Source organism: Oryzomicrobium terrae (assembly GCF_008274805.1).
In the GTDB taxonomy this organism is placed as follows: Bacteria; Pseudomonadota; Gammaproteobacteria; order Burkholderiales; family Rhodocyclaceae; genus Oryzomicrobium; species Oryzomicrobium terrae.
The window spans coordinates 2,885,473-2,901,175 of the sequence record NZ_CP022579.1; the positions used below are offsets into that span (position 1 = coordinate 2,885,473).

The following is a 15,703-nucleotide window of genomic DNA, read 5'->3' on the forward strand; positions in this document are numbered from 1 at the left end:
ACAAATCATCATCGCCTTGAGAAAGCAACCGAGCTACGCGCGACAAACAAAACAGCCGCCATAGCTTCAAGGAAATCCAAAGAACAACACGCATATAAAGCGCGAGCTGATGTTTGAAAAACATCCGCACTCAAGTCTTATAACGTTATGCGTGCGCGCAACCGTCTCATCACCACCAAAACCGAAATACCTGCCACAACTCCCATAACCATCATCTGAACAAATGCTGCCCCTACTAATCCGTGATGGGGGATAACAAGTCCCTGCACAACGACGAGCAGAGCAATGGCTGGCCCAATGAGAAAAAAATTATACCTTGTGTGCGCTCCCATCAGTATCACATAGTATGAAAACTGATAGACACCAAAGAGGACTTGGAAAAGAGCCAAAAATAAAAAACTCCACGCCCCAACCTTGACCCCCTCCCCATAAACCAAAGAAAAAACAAGATCTCCAGCTATGCAAACCAAAAAAGACAACGTCGCTGCAATCAACACAAACCAAGCAAGCGCTTTTAAGTAAAGCTGTCTCAACCCAACAAAATCACCGCCAGCCCATTGTTTGACAATTTTTGTATACAAAAAGTACCCTGTACCCGAATACAAAATCGCGACCACGCCTGTTATCGTCGTAATTGCAGAGTAATAACCAACGGTAAAAATATCCGTTTTATTAACAAGAACATATCGACTAACAGAGAGCAACCCCGTGACAAGAAGCGCATTCACAACGACATCAAAAGCGCCATCCATAACTCTAACACTCTGACCTGCTCGCCGCTTTCCTCGACAAGAATTTGCATATTGAATGATAACCAACCCCCCTTGTAGGGCAAGACTGAGCATCATATACTCTACCAATTCAACCTTAACCCAAAGACAACCGATTAGAGGAACAAGCTTCCCCGCTGTCTTTAATATTACAAAAAAACTTCCCCTTTTAAACTCTGACCTAGCACGCAGCGCGCTTACACACACAACTTCAAACGCAACATCAACAAACGCAAATGCGACTATAAAAAACAAAAACAAAAACGAAACATCACCCCCATACACGAATACCGATATATCTCTTCCATACACCAGGAACAATCCCAACAAAAAAATTGCTTCGATCGCAAAAATAACCACCACTTTATTTATATAAATTCTTATTTTTTCACAATCCCCTTCAGGGTTGTTTTTAATCAACAAAGTGCCCTGCCCAAGAATTACAACTACAGAAATCATCGCTGCGCTCGCCAATGTTTGAGCGTAAATGCTGTAACTCTTCGCACCAAACGCAGCAACCACCAATGGCAAAAAAATAAAATTTGCGCCTTTTTCAACGCAATAAGCAACAAGCCAAATAATCTTTTCCCGCATCAGAAATTCTTTTATGTGAAAGAAGCAGCCACTTCTGCTTAAACATCAAAAAAAAAAACCAGCGACTTTTAAAAGTCGCTGGTTTTAAAATTTTTACAAAATTGAACGTTGGTGGAGCGGAGGAGGATCGAACTCCCGACCTTCGCATTGCGAACGCGACGCTCTCCCAGCTGAGCTACCGCCCCAAAACATCTTTCGAATTTTAGCATCACTTATATCTTTGTCAAAGGACCTTCTCAGAAAGACAAGTAAACTAAAAATTACGTTTGATCAGCTCCCAAGCCTGCCCCACAAGCCGCACGATCTAACCGATCGTGGATGGCAGCCCAAAGGGCTCCTCTAGGTGGGGACTCGACAAGCAACTGGGCAACACCAAGCTCATCCAGATGGCGTAACGCAGCATAAAGCTCGTGCGCATATGCACTGGGTGTCGTTGGTGCAGAGACCCATATGATATTGGCAGGTAATTCCACTGGTGCCGACCGAGACCAAGCGTAAACCGCCATAGACTGATAACCAGCACGAAAAATTTCGACGTCCAAACCAGCTGATTCAACCAGTGTCATATGTGTGCGCGGGGCGTAATGGGCGGCCAGAGCACCGGAAACTCGAGGAACCTCGGTGTTCCGTAGGTGTGCAGGAAGGGCCAGTGGCTCACCCATTACTGCCTCTAACTGGTCGGGGCGGATGTGCCCGGGGCGGAGAAGGCGTGGTGTACCTGAGGACAGATCCACGATGGTGGACTCGATGCCAACTGGGCATTCTCCGCCATCGAGAACCATGGCCACCCGATCGCCCAATTCATCGCATACATGGCTGGCAGCAGTGGGGCTGATACGACCGAAACGATTGGCCGATGGACCTGCCACGCCACCGCTCCCTCCAGCCCGGGAAAACGCCTGGAGCAGTGCCAATGCCACTGGGTGCCCGGGAACGCGCAGGCCCACGGTATCCTGTCCACCGGTCACAGCATCGGGTACGTAGGGTTGGCGCTTGAGGATCAGAGTGAGCGGCCCAGGCCAGAAATACTCTGCCAGCTCCCACGCAACCGCGGGGATATCCCGCGCCCAGTCCTCCATAGACTGAGAACAGGGCAGATGCACGATGACCGGATGGTCCGCCGGCCGCCCCTTGACAGCAAAAATCTTGGCCACCGCCGCCGGGTTGGCCGCATCTGCTCCAAGGCCGTAAACGGTTTCGGTGGGGAATGCCACCAGTTCGCCGGCCTTGAGCAGGGTCACAGCCCGTTCGATTTCGCTGGCTGGAACTGAGGGACTGGCAGGGGTATCGGGCATGGATGATATAAAGGATGTCGCCGACTAAAACGAGCTAGTCGACAATACCGACAGACGCCCGAGCCGCCCTGGCAGTTTCCAGTGCACGAGCCGGGTCGGCGTCGATCACGGTGAAATGGCCCATCTTGCGGCCATGGCGGGCATGGTGCTTGCCGTAGAGGTGCAGCTTGAGGTTGGGCACGGCGTACAGCTTGGCCCAATCGGGTTCCCGGTAACGCTCGTTGCCATCGGCATCCTTCTCGAACCAGATGTCGCCGAGCAGGTTCACCATCACCGCCGCCGAGTGGGCACGGGGCTCGCCCAAAGGCAGACCACACAGGGCGCGCACCTGCTGCTCGAACTGGTTGGTGATGCAGGCATCCAGGGTGTAGTGGCCGCTGTTGTGGGGGCGTGGCGCCATCTCGTTCACGTACAACTGGCCACGGGAGATGAAGAACTCCACCCCCAGGGTACCGATATAACCCAGCTTTTCGGCGATGCGTTCGGCCACTTCTTGGGCACTGTTGGCAGTGCAGGCAGTGGCTCGGGCAGGGACGATGGAGATATCGAGGATACCCTTGCGGTGGATATTCTCGGCCGTGGGAAAGCAGCGAGTCGCCCCTTGCTCGTCACGGGCCAGGACCACCGAGACTTCGTAATCCAGGTGCAGTTTCTGCTCCAGGACGCAGGTCTCTCCCTTGAAGCCCTGAAAGGCGGCAATGGCCTCCTCGCGGCTGTTCACCACCGCCTGGCCCTTGCCGTCGTAGCCGAAGCGGGCGACCTTGAGGATGCCGGGGAAGAGATGGGCGCCCACCTTGGCGGCATCACGCAGGTCATCCTCGCTGATGATGGCGGCGAAAGCAGCGTGGGGGATGCCATTGTCGCGGAGGAAAGACTTCTCCGCCACCCGATTCTGGCAAATCGCCACGGCGGCAGCATGAGGGCGTACCGGGACGAACTTGGCCAGGTAGTCCAGGGTATCGGCCGGCACGTTCTCGAACTCGGTGGTCACGGCCGCACAGCCTTGGGCCAGCTGGTCGAGGGCCGCGTAGTCGTCGTAGGCGGCCTGTAGGTGACGGTTGGCGATCTTGCCCGCCGGGCTATTGGCATCGGGATCGAGGACCCACACCTGGTAGCCCAGCTCGTGGGCCGCGGCAACGAAGAAGCGGCCGAGCTGGCCGCCGCCGAGCATGCCCAGGGTGGCAGGCGGGAGGATAGGAGTGGTCGCGGCGCTCACGATCACACTTCCGGCAGTTTCATGGCCAGCACCTTTTCGCTCTGGGCTTGGCGGAAGGCGGCCAGTTTGGCGACCAACTCAGCATTCTGGGTGGCCAGCTGGGCCACCGCAAACAGGGCAGCATTGGCGGCACCGGCTTCGCCGATGGCAAACGTCGCCACCGGAATACCTTTAGGCATCTGCACGATGGAATAGAGCGAGTCCTGGCCGGACAGGTGCTTGGACGGCACCGGCACGCCCAGCACCGGAACAACAGTTTTGGACGCCAGCATGCCCGGCAAGTGGGCGGCGCCCCCCGCCCCGGCGATGATCGCCTTCAGCCCCCGGTCGCCGGCTGACGCGGCATAGTCGAACAGCAGATCGGGCGTGCGGTGGGCGGAAACCACCCGGGCCTCGAAAGGCACGCCAAATTCCTTGAGCATAACGGCGGCAGCCTGCATCACCGGCCAGTCCGAATCCGAGCCCATGACGATGCCCACCAGGGGATGCTTGACAGTCATTGTGTGTCCTTGTGCGGGTTACTGGCCGGCGGCCCGTTCGGCCGACTCCAGGGTGTTGGCGAGCAGCATGGTGATGGTCATCGGCCCGACGCCACCGGGCACCGGAGTGATGGCGCCGGCCACCTCCTTCACCGAATCGAAATCCACGTCGCCGCACAGCTTGCCGCCCTGCTCCGCCGGCAGGCGGTTGATGCCCACGTCGATCACCACGGCACCGGGCTTGACCATGTCGCCGGTGACGAAGCGGGGGCGCCCCACTGCCGCCACCAGGATATCGGCACGACGGGTATGGAAGCCCAGATCGGCGGTTTGGGAGTGGCACACGGTAACGGTACAGCCGGCGTGCAGCAGCAACATGGCCATGGGCTTGCCAACAATATTGGAGCGGCCGATCACCACCGCTTCCTTACCCTTCAGCGAGCCGCCAGCCTCTTCCAGCAGCTTCATCACGCCATAGGGCGTGCAGGGCAGGAAGCGCGGATTGCCCTGCATCAGCGCACCCACGTTTTCGGCGTGGAAGCCGTCCACATCCTTTTCCGGCGAAATGGCTTCGAGCACCGCGTCCTCGTCGAATTGGGGCGGCAGGGGCAACTGCACCAGGATGCCGTGGATGGCCGGATCGGCGTTCAGTTCGGCGATCTTGGCCAGCACCTCGGCCGGCGCGGCGTCGGCCGGATAGTCGAGCTTGACGGAGTGAAAGCCCGCCTCGGCACAGGCATTGACCTTGTTGCGCACATAGACCTGGGAGGCGGGGTTCTCCCCCACCAGAATCACCGCCAGCCCGGGGCGGGTGCCCTGGGCGGCCAGGGCCTCGGCCCGGGTCTTGAAGTCGGCGCGCAGTTTCTTGGCCAGCGCGTTGCCGTCGAGGAGTTTTGCCGTCATGGTCGTATCCGGAAAAGCAAAAACGGACACGGGGTCCGTGTCCGGTTAATTTTTGTACTACCTATATGCGGTTAATTTTACCCCACTTTTCCCGGGGAATTCCGGGCGACCTCCACACTAGGCATCGCAGCCGGGCCAGGGGGACAAACGCACCCCTTCCTCGGCCAAGGCCGTCGGCAGCCACTCCGCCGCCCCTGGCACCCAATAGGCCGTCCGGGAAATCGCCACCAGCCCCTTGATCGTCTTCAACGGCACAGGCCAAGCCAGGTCCAGGCGCAGGCAGGGCGATGCCGGGTGGCAGGCCCGCACGGTATGCCAGGCCGGGCCTGCCACCAACAGGCCGATGCGACGATCGGCACCGCGCTGCAACTGCCAGGCACCGAGCGCTTCAACATGGTTGGCCAGGGCCACCGCCCGCGCTTCCGCCACCTCAGGCTGGGCAATCGGCACGGGCAAGGGCGCCAGCAAGCGGCAGAGGTGAGCCGGGTCGATCTGCCGGGCAGGAAGCTCGGGCAGCGCCGGGAGCGCCAGGCAGACCGGCGTGGTGAACTCGCGGGACAGCGCCAGGGCCTGTACCAATAGACGCGCAGCCTCGCCCTCGTCGGCGGGCACGAAAACCGGAAAAGGCGCCCGCCCCAGCCAGGGCGACGGGCCGCAGACCACCAGCAGACGCCCTCCTAGCCCCCCGTCCGCATAGGCGGCGATGAGCGGCGCGAGCAAATCGAAATCGCCCCCCTGCAGCGCCAGAAGCCGCGCCCCACCTCGGTCTTCAAGGTAGGCCAGCAGAGCGCCACTATCCACGGGACTCTCCGGGGTGGCATCGACGAGAACCCCGTGCCTCTTGGCTTCCAGGGCAACGGTCTGCCAGGACGGCAGTGCGGGCAGGTCGGAATCGGCGGGGAGCATGGCGGCCGGCGGCGGGAAACCCCAGAAAAATGAATAAAAACCCACCCCGGACACAGCCCGGCGGCGGACAAAACGCTGCCAACAGGGTGACGGAAAACCCCCGGGAAAACCAGCGCCCATCCATATTGCAGCGCAATATTGCGTATTACAAAAAATCATCTTACGATGCGAAATTGTGCGGCGCGGGACATGATCCCCGAATCACGTATTACGCTGTGTTGCGTTTCTTCCTGCGGAAGGGTCCGCCGGGAAGCGCCCGTAGCACTCCGACGACATTTTTCGCCCCCGCACCGGATCAGCGCCCGTTCCACCTTGTCGAAGGGGAACGTTGCCAACAGCGATGGCGCCGATCCGGCGCTGACATAATCAGGAGACGAACCATGGCAGAGACGCCCGAGAACAATCCTTTGGCGGACGTTGACCCCCGGGAAACCCAGGAATGGCTGGAAGCCCTCGGGGCAGTGGTGGAGAAGGAAGGGGCGGAACGGGCCCATTACCTGATCGAACGGCTGATCGATAGCGCCCGCGACGAGGGCGTAGACCTGCCCTACAGCGCCAACACCGGCTACTACAACACCATCCCGGTCAGCCAGCAGCCCAAGTACCCGGGCAATCCGGATCTGGAAGAAAAGATCCGCACCTACATCCGCTGGAACGCCATGGCCATGGTGGTTCGCGCCAACAAGCACACCAACGTGGGCGGCCACATTGCCTCCTTCGCCTCCAGCGCCGTGCTCTACGACGTGGGCTTCAACTGGTTCTGGAACGCCCCCAGCGAAAACCACGGCGGCGACCTGATCTTCTTCCAGGGCCACTCGGTCCCCGGTGTCTATGCCCGCGCCTTCATGCTCGGCCGCCTGACCGAAGCGCAGATGGACAGCTTCCGCCAAGAGGTCGATGGAAAGGGTATTTCCTCCTACCCCCACCCCTGGCTGATGCCGGACTTCTGGCAGTTCCCCACCGTCTCCATGGGCCTCGGCCCGATCCAGGCCATCTACCAGGCCCGCTTCATGAAGTACCTCGACAGCCGCGGCCTGGCCTCTGCCAACGGCCGCAAGGTGTGGGCCTTCCTCGGCGACGGCGAAATCGACGAGCCCGAATCCATGGGCGCCATCGGCATGGCCGGCCGGGAAAAGCTGAACAACCTGATCTTCGTGGTGAACTGCAACCTGCAGCGCCTCGACGGCCCGGTGCGCGGCAACGGCAAGATCATCCAGGAGCTGGAGTCCGACTTCCGCGGCGCCGGCTGGAACGTCATCAAGGTGGTCTGGGGCACCCACTGGGACACCCTGCTGGCCCGGGACAAGAAGGGCATCCTCAAGAAGCGCATGATGGAATGCGTCGACGGCGAGTATCAGACCTTCAAGGCCAAGAACGGCGCCTACGTGCGCGAGCACTTCTTCAACACCCCGGAGTTGAAGGAGCTGGTGGCCGACTGGACCGACGAAGACGTCTGGAATCTCAACCGCGGCGGCCTGGACATGTTCAAGGTATTCGCCGCCTTCAAGGCTGCCTCCGACTCTAAGAGCCAGCCCACCGTCATCCTGGCCAAGACCATCAAGGGCTTCGGCATGGGCGACGCCGGCGAGGCCATGAACATCTCGCACCAGGCCAAGAAGATGGGTACCGAGGCGCTCAAGCGCATGCGCGACCGCTTCAACCTGCCGGTGCCGGACGACAAGATCGAGGAAGTGCCCTACCTGACCTTCCCCGAAGGCTCCCCCGAACTGACCTACATGCGCGAACGGCGCCAGGCCCTGGGCGGCTACCTGCCGGTGCGCCGGCAGAAGGCCGATCCCCTGCCCGCCCCGCCGCTGTCCGCCTTCGAAGGCCTGCTCAAGGCGTCCGGCGAAGGCCGCGAGTTCTCCACCACCATGGCCTTCGTGCGCATCCTCAACACCCTGTTGAAGGACAAGACCCTGGGCCGCCGCGTCGTGCCGATCGTCCCGGACGAGTCGCGCACCTTCGGCATGGAGGGCATGTTCCGCCAGTACGGCATCTGGAACCAGGAAGGCCAGAAGTACGTTCCCGAAGACCATGACCAGCTCATGTTCTACAAGGAGTCGAAGGACGGCCAGATCCTCCAGGAAGGCATCAACGAGCTGGGCGCCATGGCCGACTGGGTCGCCGCCGGCACCAGCTACAGCACCCACGGGGTGCAGATGATCCCCTTCTACATCTTCTACTCGATGTTCGGCCTGCAGCGCACCATGGACCTGTGCTGGGCGGCCGCCGACCAGCGCACCCGGGGCTTCCTGCTCGGGGGCACCTCGGGCCGCACCACCCTCAACGGCGAGGGTCTGCAGCACGAGGACGGCCACAGCCACGTGCTCTCCGCGGTGATCCCCAACTGCGTTTCCTACGACCCGACCTTCTCCTACGAAGTGGCGGTGATCGTGCAGGACGGCCTGCGCCGTATGGTGCAGGAGCAGGAGGACGTTTATTACTACATCACCGTGCTCAACGAGAACTACGAGCACCCGGAAATGCCGGAAGGCAGCCAGCAGGACATCCTCAAGGGGATGTACCAGCTGAAGAAGGGCCACACCTCCGACGGCCCCCGCGTCCAACTGCTGGGCGCCGGCTCGATCCTGCGCGAAGTAATGGCCGCCGCCGAACTGCTGCGCCAGGACTGGGGCGTGGAAGCCGATCTGTGGTCCTGCCCGTCCTTCACCGAACTGGCCCGGGACGGCCAGGCGGTGGAGCGCTGGAACCTGCTGCATCCGCTGGAAAAGCCGCGTGTCACCCACGTCGAGAAGTGCCTGGCCGATACCCGCGGCCCGGTCATCGCCTCCACCGACTACGTGCGCTTGGTGGCCGAGCAGATCCGCCCCTACGTGGATCGCCGCTACGTGGTGCTCGGCACCGATGGCTTCGGTCGTTCCGACACCCGGGAAAAGCTGCGCCACTTCTTCGAGGTGGACCGCCACTGGGTCACCGTCGCCGCGCTGAAGGCCCTGGCCGACGAAGGCACCATCGAGCGCGACAAGGTCGCCGCCGCCATTCTCAAGTACGGCCTCGATCCCGAGAAGCCGAATCCCATGTCCGTTTAAGGGGAGCCACGGAACATGAGCCAAATCATTGAAGTGAAAGTCCCGGATATCGGCGATTTCAAGGATGTGCCGGTCATCGAGGTGTTCGTCAAACCCGGCGACACCGTCAACGCCGAGGACGCCCTGATCAGCCTGGAATCTGACAAGGCCACCATGGACGTACCCTCCTCCGCCTCGGGCGTGGTCAAGGAGGTCAAGGTCAAGGTCGGCGACAAGCTCAGCGAAGGCAGCCTGGTGCTGCTGCTCGAAGCCAGTGCCACGGCCAGTGCGGCCGCCGCACCTGCGCCCGCAGCGGCGCCGGCTCCGGTCCAGGCCCCTGCCCCCGTGGCCGCCGCTCCAGCCCCGGTGCCTGCCGCCGCCCCCGCTACCGCGGGCGGCCTGGTGGACGTTAAGGTGCCGGACATCGGCGACTTCAAGGACGTGCCGATCATCGAGGTCTTCGTCAAACCCGGCGACACCGTCAAGGCCGAGGACCCGCTGATCAGCCTGGAGTCCGACAAGGCCACCATGGACGTGCCCGCCCCCGCCGCCGGCGTGGTCAAGGAACTGAAGGTCAAGTTCGGCGACAAGGTCAGCGAAGGCACCCTGATCCTGGTACTGGAAGCGGCAGGAAGCGCTGTCCCGGCCGCAGCTGCGGCGCCGGCGCCTGCCCCGAGCACTGTCCCGGCAACCGCGCCGGTCGCCGCCAGCGCCCCGGCCGCATCCGCGCCCGCCCCAAGCCTCGCTGCCCCCCTGCCCGCCCTAGGTGGCAAGGTGCACGCCAGCCCGTCGGTGCGCGCCTTCGCCCGGGAACTGGGGGTGGACCTGACCAAGGTCGCCGCCAGTGGCCCCAAGGGCCGCATCCTGGCCGAGGACGTGAAGGCCTTCATCAAGGGCGTCATGAGCAGCGGCGCCGTGCCCGGCGCGGCCACGGCAGCTGGCGGCGGCATCACCGGCGGCGGCACCCTGGACCTGCTGCCCTGGCCCAAGGTGGACTTCGCCAAGTTCGGCCCCATCGAAACCCAGCCCCTGTCGCGCATCAAGAAGATTTCCGGCGCCAACCTGGCGCGCAACTGGGTGATGATCCCGGCCGTGACCTACCACGAGGATGCCGACATCACCGACCTGGAAGCCTTCCGCGTCGCTCTCAACAAGGAGAACGAGAAGGCCGGCCTCAAGCTGACCATGCTCGCCTTCATCATCAAGGCCTGCGTCAAGGCACTGCAGCAGTTCCCGCAGCTGAACAGCTCCCTGGACGGCGACAACTTGGTGTTGAAGCAGTACTACCACATCGGTTTTGCCGCCGACACGCCCAACGGGCTGGTGGTGCCGGTGCTCAAGGATGCCGACAAGAAGGGCATCTTCGAGATCGCCAAGGAAACCGGCGAACTGGCCAAAGCCGCCCGGGATGGCAAGCTCAAGCCTGCCGACATGCAGGGCGCCAGCTTCACCATCTCGTCGGTGGGCGGCATCGGCGGCACCGCCTTCAGCCCCATCGTCAATGCGCCGGAAGTGGCCATCCTGGGCGTTTCCAAGAGCACCATGAAGCCAGTGTGGAACGGCAAGGAATTCGTGCCCCGGCTGATCGTGCCCCTGTCCCTGTCCGCCGACCACCGCGTCATCGACGGCGCCCTGGCGACCCGCTTCAACGCCGAACTGGCCAAGCTGCTGGCGGATTTCCGCCGGGTCATGCTGTAAGGGGGACGCCATGAGCCAACTGGTTGAAGTAAAGGTCCCGGACATCGGCGACTTCAAGGACGTGCCGGTCATCGAGGTGTTCGTCAAAGCCGGCGACACCGTCAACGCCGAGGACGCCCTGGTCAGCCTGGAATCCGACAAGGCCACCATGGACGTGCCCTCCTCGGCCACCGGCGTGGTCAAGGAGGTCAAGGTCAAGGTCGGCGATAAGGTCAGCGAAGGCAGCCTGATTCTGGTGCTGGAAGCCAGCGCTGCCGCAGTGACACCGGCGCCTGCGCCGACGGCGGCCGTGCCGACCCCGGCACCCGCCGCCCCGGCCGCTCCCACAGCCGCCCCCCAGGCCGCAGGCGCCTACACGGGCCCGGTGGATGTGGAATGCGACATGCTGGTGCTGGGCGCCGGCCCGGGCGGCTACTCCGCCGCCTTCCGCGCCGCCGACCTGGGCATGAAGACCGTCATCGTCGAGCGCTACGCCTCCCTGGGCGGCGTCTGCCTCAACGTCGGCTGCATCCCGTCCAAGGCCCTGCTCCACGTCACCGCGGTGATGGACGAAACCGCCCATTTCGCCGACCTGGGCGTGACCTACGCCCAGCCCCAGGTGGACATCGACAAGCTACGCGCCCACAAGGCCAAGGTGGTGGGCAAGCTCACCGGCGGCCTGGCCGGCATGGCCAAGGCGCGCAAGGTGGAGGTGGTGCGCGGCTACGGCAGCTTCCTCGACGCCCACCACGTGGAAGTGGAAGTCACCGACGGCGCCGGCCAGGACAAGACCGGCGCCAAGCAGGTGGTGCGCTTCAAGCAGTGCATCATCGCCGCCGGCAGCGCCGCGGTGCACCTGCCCTTCATTCCCCGCGACCCGCGCATCGTCGATTCCACCGGCGCCCTGGAACTGCGTTTCGTGCCCGAGAAGATGCTGGTCATCGGCGGCGGCATCATCGGCCTGGAAATGGCCACGGTCTATTCCACCCTGGGCGCCCGCGTCGATGTGGTGGAAATGCTCGACGGCCTGATGCAGGGCCCGGACCGGGACGCGGTCAAGGTCTGGGAAAAACAGAACCTGCACCGTTTCGACCAGGTCATGCTCAAGACCAAGACCGTCGCTGTCGAAGCCAAGGACGACGGCCTGTGGGTCACCTTCGAAGGCGACAAGGCCCCCGCCGGGCCGCAGCGCTACGACCTGATCCTGCAGGCCGCCGGGCGCAGCCCCAACGGCAAGAAGATCGGTGCCGAGAAGGCCGGCGTGGTCGTCGGTGAGCGCGGCTTCATCCCGGTGGACGCCCAGATGCGCACCAACGTGCCGCACATCTTCGCCATTGGCGACATCGTCGGCAACCCGATGCTGGCCCACAAGGCCGTGCATGAGGCCCACGTGGCCGCCGAGGCTGCCGCCGGCCAGAAGGTCGCCTTCGACGCCCAGGTCATCCCCGGGGTGGCCTACACCCACCCGGAAGTAGCCTGGGTCGGCGTCGGCGAGGACGACGCCAAGAAGGCCGGGCGCAAGGTCGAAGTGGCCAAGTTCCCCTGGGCTGCCTCCGGCCGGGCCATCGCCAACGGCGCCGACTACGGCTTCACCAAGCTGGTGTTCGACGCCGAGTCGCACCGGGTGATCGGCGGCACCATCGTCGGCCCCTCCGCCGGCGACATGATCGGCGAAGTGGCCCTGGCCATTGAGATGGGCTGCGACGCGGTGGATATCGGCAAGACGATCCATCCGCACCCGACCCTGGGCGAATCGATCGGCATGGCGGCCGAAGTCGCCCACGGCTCGTGCACCGACCTGCCGCCGATGAAGAAGCGTTAAAGCACCGACGCAACGCCCCCGGCAACCGGCGGAGCGGCGCGAGCCCTCCGCCGGTTTTCTTTTGTGGCGAACTGTTTCACGATAGGCATGAACTGGTGAAAAGACGCACGGTCTTTCCCTAAGACTTTTGTAATAATGCCTCCCATGTTGAAGAGCCTTGTCTCCCGCATCCGTGGTGAACGCAGCGACCACCCCCTGGGCACTGCGGACAACCTCGCCGCCTTCCTGGCCGAATTGACCGGGAAGCGCCCGGCCCATGGGTTGATGGCTCTGCGCGGCTGGCTGGCCGAAGCGGGCACCTTGGTCGAACAGTTGCCGCGGGAAGCCTGTCAGCGCGCCATCCTGCGCCTCGACGAAGCCGCCCAACCCCTGCTCGCCAGCCTGTGGGACGAGGCGGCTCATCAGCTGCAGACCCTGGACCCCCAGTCCGAGATCACCTTCAAGACCCTGGAGTCCTACTACCACACCGCCGCCCGTGCCCTGGAAGTGGCCCTGCACTTGCAGGAGGCCCTGGCACCTCAGCAGCTCAAGCCGCTCGCCGTGATCCTGGCGCGCATGCTGCATGCCCTCTCCCGGGAAAAGCTAGCGGCACGCATCACCTTCCAGGATCTATCGGGTGAATGGTGGCCCGCCACCCATGCCCTGGTCGAAAAGGCCCGCACCCTCGGGGTGCTGCACATCCGTGAAGCGCTCTACCCTAGCGAGCGCGACGACACATCGCCCTGGCGCGAGTACCGCATCGGCCTGTTCTTCGAATTGGGCCCCCTGGGCAACCTCTCGCCCCGCCAAACCCTGCTGCTCGATCGGATCGTCGCCTGGGCCGAACCCCATTTTGCGCTGGCCGAGACCCCCGGCGCCACCACCCCCTGGCGCCTGCGCACCGACGGGCTACGCAGCCCGGAGCGCATGCTCGACCTGCCGCCTGCGGAACAGGCCGCCGAGCCGGGCTGGCGCTACCTGGGCCCGGGGCGGGTGAGCATGCTGCTGTTCCCCCTGAAGAGTGACATCACCCGCCAGCGCCAGTTGCCGGACTGGCTGATCGTTCCGCCAGCCAACGACAAGGAGGTCGTGGCCCTGCTGCTGCGCCTGATGCAGCACTGGTCGCAAACCCCGCCCAAGCGCCGCCATTCGCGCAAGGACGCGCAAAGTACCTTGCGCGTCGTGCCTGGCTTCGACTTGGCGCGGCGCATGGTGGCGGCCGGGGAATACGCCCGCTCGGGCCGCCAGCTCGAATACGCCGCAGAAAGTCAGGAAGCCCTGCGCCAGGCGTTTTCCCTGACCCCGGACGTGACCGAGACCCTGACCCCGGAGCAAGTCCTCGATCAACTCGAAACCGCCGGAGACCGGCAGATGATGGAACGCTGGGAACTGCGCGACATCAGCCTTTCCGGTCTGGGCACGCGCCCAGCGGCCAAGCGCCAGTGGCATGGCGTCGGCGCCCTGCTCGGGCTGCGCACCGACCACTCCCTGCACTGGCGGTTGGCCATCATCCGGCGCATGACCCGCAGCCATGGCCGCAGCAACGTCGGCCTGGCTCTGCTACCCGGGGAGCCCCGCTGCGCCCAACTGGTCGGACTGCGACGCCCGGACGACCCGTGGGCAAGGGAGCGGGGTGGTCTGCGCGGCACGGTGGACGCCCTGATCGTCGACGACAAGAGCGGCCATTTGCTTGCCCCGCTCGGCACGTTTTCCCCCGGCGGCGTCAGCATGGCCCTGGTGGTTGGCGGCGCCCGCCAGACCATCGTGCTCCAGCACCTCCTGGAAAGCGGGCCGGACTACGAATTGATCGCCTACACCATCGGCAGCGACGAAGCCGAACCGAGCGCGGCAGCATAAGCGCCCGCCGCGCCACCGCTAGCTTGGCGCAGCACCGTTTCGAAATCCGTCACCACCTGATCCCAGGAACAAGCCAGGGCCTTGGCCCGGGCGGCCTGGGCCAAGCGCTGCCGCCCGGCCGCATCGGTAGCCACACCTACCGCCGCCGCCACGAAGGCGGCCTCATCCCCCGGATTGACCGTCACGCCGTGCTCCCCGTCCCGGATCAGCTCCGCCGCCGCAGCGCTGCGGTAGGCCACGGTCGGCAGCCCGCTGGCCAAGGCTTCCAAGGTGACATTGCCGAAGGTCTCGGTCAGGCTGGGAAACAGGAAAAGATCGCCGGAGGCGTAATGAGCCGCCAGATCCTCGCCGACCCGCACCCCGGCAAAGTGATGGTCCGGGTGGGCCGCTTCCAAACTGCGCCGTAGCGGCCCATCCCCCACCACCACCAGCCGGGCATCGGGCCGCTGGGCCCGGATGGCCGCAAAAGCCTTCAGGGTCAGGGGCAGGTTCTTTTCCGCCGCGACGCGCCCCACCGACAGCACCGCCAAACCGCCCTCGGCCACCCCCCAACTGGCGCGCAGGGCCCCATCGCGCCGCTGGGGATCGAACAGGGCCGTATCCACGCCCCGTCCGACCACTTTCACCCCGGGGATGCCTTCTCCGGCCAAGGCTGCCGCCAGGGCCACGGTGGGCGCCAGGGTGGCCAGGGTGCGGCGATGAAAGGTGCGCAGATAGGCTGCCACCGCCGGACGCAGGATGCCAAAACCATAATGGATGCTGTAACGGTCGAAGTTGGTGTGGAACCCGGAGGTGGCAGGAATACCTAGCCGCCGCGCCGCGGCCAGGGCTGACCAGCCAAGGGGCCCCTCGGTGACCAGGTGCACCACATCGGGTCGCTCCTGGCGCCAGGCCCGCAGCAGTTTCCCCTTGGCCGGCAGACCGAAGCGTAGACCGGGATAACCGGGCAGGGGCAGACCGCCCAGGGTGGCGTCGCCATCCGCTACCAGGCTTGCCTCCTCCCCCGGCTGGCGCGGCCGGATCACCTGAACCCGGTGCCCTCGGGCGCGCAATCCCTGGACCAGCCGGCCCACCGTCATGGCCACCCCATTCACCTCGGGTGGATAGGTTTCGGTCACCACCGCCACCGACAGGGGGGGGCGCGGCACCTCGACGGCGGGAGCATTCATGGCA

Annotated in this window: 11 protein-coding genes and 1 tRNA gene; 4 read left to right on the plus strand and 8 right to left on the minus strand. The window is 63.7% G+C overall.

Features of this window, described 5'->3' with window-relative positions; genetic code table 11:
* Window positions 1-137: 137 nt before the first annotated feature.
* The 7 genes from OTERR_RS13060 to OTERR_RS13090 all read right to left on the minus strand — a co-directional run bounded on the left by OTERR_RS13060 (window position 138) and on the right by OTERR_RS13090 (window position 6,163).
* Window positions 138-1,364: a lipopolysaccharide biosynthesis protein gene (locus tag OTERR_RS13060; RefSeq protein ID WP_149426038.1), complete on the minus strand. Its 1,227-nt coding sequence runs from the start codon at window positions 1,362-1,364 to the stop codon at window positions 138-140.
* 109 nt (window positions 1,365-1,473) lie between these two features.
* Window positions 1,474-1,549, minus strand: a tRNA-Ala gene (locus tag OTERR_RS13065).
* Window positions 1,550-1,624: 75 nt separating this feature from the next.
* On the minus strand, window positions 1,625-2,659 hold the full coding sequence (locus OTERR_RS13070; RefSeq protein WP_149426039.1) for an L-threonylcarbamoyladenylate synthase: 1,035 nt from the start codon (window positions 2,657-2,659) through the stop codon (window positions 1,625-1,627).
* Window positions 2,660-2,693: 34 nt separating this feature from the next.
* Window positions 2,694-3,830, minus strand: a complete 1,137-nt coding sequence (locus tag OTERR_RS13075; protein ID WP_246154503.1) for a 5-(carboxyamino)imidazole ribonucleotide synthase — start codon at window positions 3,828-3,830, stop codon at window positions 2,694-2,696.
* A gap of 47 nt (window positions 3,831-3,877) precedes the next feature.
* A complete protein-coding gene (gene purE, locus OTERR_RS13080; protein WP_149426041.1) occupies window positions 3,878-4,375 on the minus strand; it encodes a 5-(carboxyamino)imidazole ribonucleotide mutase in 498 nt (165 codons plus the stop codon).
* Window positions 4,376-4,393: 18 nt separating this feature from the next.
* On the minus strand, window positions 4,394-5,257 hold the full coding sequence (gene folD, locus OTERR_RS13085; RefSeq protein ID WP_054622162.1) for a bifunctional methylenetetrahydrofolate dehydrogenase/methenyltetrahydrofolate cyclohydrolase FolD: 864 nt from the start codon (window positions 5,255-5,257) through the stop codon (window positions 4,394-4,396).
* Between the two features lie 117 nt (window positions 5,258-5,374).
* On the minus strand, window positions 5,375-6,163 hold the full coding sequence (locus OTERR_RS13090) for a hypothetical protein (protein WP_149426042.1): 789 nt from the start codon (window positions 6,161-6,163) through the stop codon (window positions 5,375-5,377).
* Between the two features lie 380 nt (window positions 6,164-6,543).
* On the opposite strand from OTERR_RS13090, the gene aceE reads away from it, so the two are divergent.
* The 4 genes from aceE to OTERR_RS13110 all read left to right on the plus strand — a co-directional run bounded on the left by aceE (window position 6,544) and on the right by OTERR_RS13110 (window position 14,530).
* Window positions 6,544-9,216: a pyruvate dehydrogenase (acetyl-transferring), homodimeric type gene (gene aceE, locus OTERR_RS13095; RefSeq protein WP_149426043.1), complete on the plus strand. Its 2,673-nt coding sequence runs from the start codon at window positions 6,544-6,546 to the stop codon at window positions 9,214-9,216.
* A 15-nt stretch (window positions 9,217-9,231) separates the two neighbouring features.
* Window positions 9,232-10,893, plus strand: coding sequence for a dihydrolipoyllysine-residue acetyltransferase (aceF, locus tag OTERR_RS13100; protein ID WP_149426044.1), 1,662 nt, complete (start codon window positions 9,232-9,234; stop codon window positions 10,891-10,893).
* A gap of 10 nt (window positions 10,894-10,903) precedes the next feature.
* Entirely contained in the window at window positions 10,904-12,694 is a 1,791-nt protein-coding gene (gene lpdA, locus OTERR_RS13105) for a dihydrolipoyl dehydrogenase (protein WP_149426045.1), read from the plus strand.
* A 144-nt stretch (window positions 12,695-12,838) separates the two neighbouring features.
* Window positions 12,839-14,530, plus strand: a complete 1,692-nt coding sequence (locus OTERR_RS13110) for a hypothetical protein (RefSeq protein WP_149426046.1) — start codon at window positions 12,839-12,841, stop codon at window positions 14,528-14,530.
* Here OTERR_RS13110 and OTERR_RS13115 read toward each other — a convergent pair.
* Window positions 14,485-15,699, minus strand: coding sequence for a glycosyltransferase family 4 protein (locus OTERR_RS13115; RefSeq protein WP_149426047.1), 1,215 nt, complete (start codon window positions 15,697-15,699; stop codon window positions 14,485-14,487). The genes OTERR_RS13110 and OTERR_RS13115 overlap by 46 nt on opposite strands.
* Window positions 15,700-15,703: the final 4 nt, after the last annotated feature.

Bases quoted from the DNA above. Each gene is read 5' to 3' on its own strand.
- lpdA (WP_149426045.1), top strand. From the start codon at position 10,904: ATGAGCCAACTGGTTGAAGTAAAGGTCCCGGACATCGGCGACTTCAAG.
- OTERR_RS13110 (WP_149426046.1), top strand. From the start codon at position 12,839: ATGTTGAAGAGCCTTGTCTCCCGCATCCGTGGTGAACGCAGCGACCAC.
- OTERR_RS13075 (WP_246154503.1), bottom strand. From the start codon at position 3,830: ATGCTCGGCGGCGGCCAGCTCGGCCGCTTCTTCGTTGCCGCGGCCCAC.
- aceE (WP_149426043.1), top strand. From the start codon at position 6,544: ATGGCAGAGACGCCCGAGAACAATCCTTTGGCGGACGTTGACCCCCGG.
- OTERR_RS13060 (WP_149426038.1), bottom strand. From the start codon at position 1,364: ATGCGGGAAAAGATTATTTGGCTTGTTGCTTATTGCGTTGAAAAAGGC.
- folD (WP_054622162.1), bottom strand. From the start codon at position 5,257: ATGACGGCAAAACTCCTCGACGGCAACGCGCTGGCCAAGAAACTGCGC.
- purE (WP_149426041.1), bottom strand. From the start codon at position 4,375: ATGACTGTCAAGCATCCCCTGGTGGGCATCGTCATGGGCTCGGATTCG.
- OTERR_RS13090 (WP_149426042.1), bottom strand. From the start codon at position 6,163: ATGCTCCCCGCCGATTCCGACCTGCCCGCACTGCCGTCCTGGCAGACC.
- OTERR_RS13070 (WP_149426039.1), bottom strand. From the start codon at position 2,659: ATGCCCGATACCCCTGCCAGTCCCTCAGTTCCAGCCAGCGAAATCGAA.
- OTERR_RS13115 (WP_149426047.1), bottom strand. From the start codon at position 15,699: ATGAATGCTCCCGCCGTCGAGGTGCCGCGCCCCCCCCTGTCGGTGGCG.
- aceF (WP_149426044.1), top strand. From the start codon at position 9,232: ATGAGCCAAATCATTGAAGTGAAAGTCCCGGATATCGGCGATTTCAAG.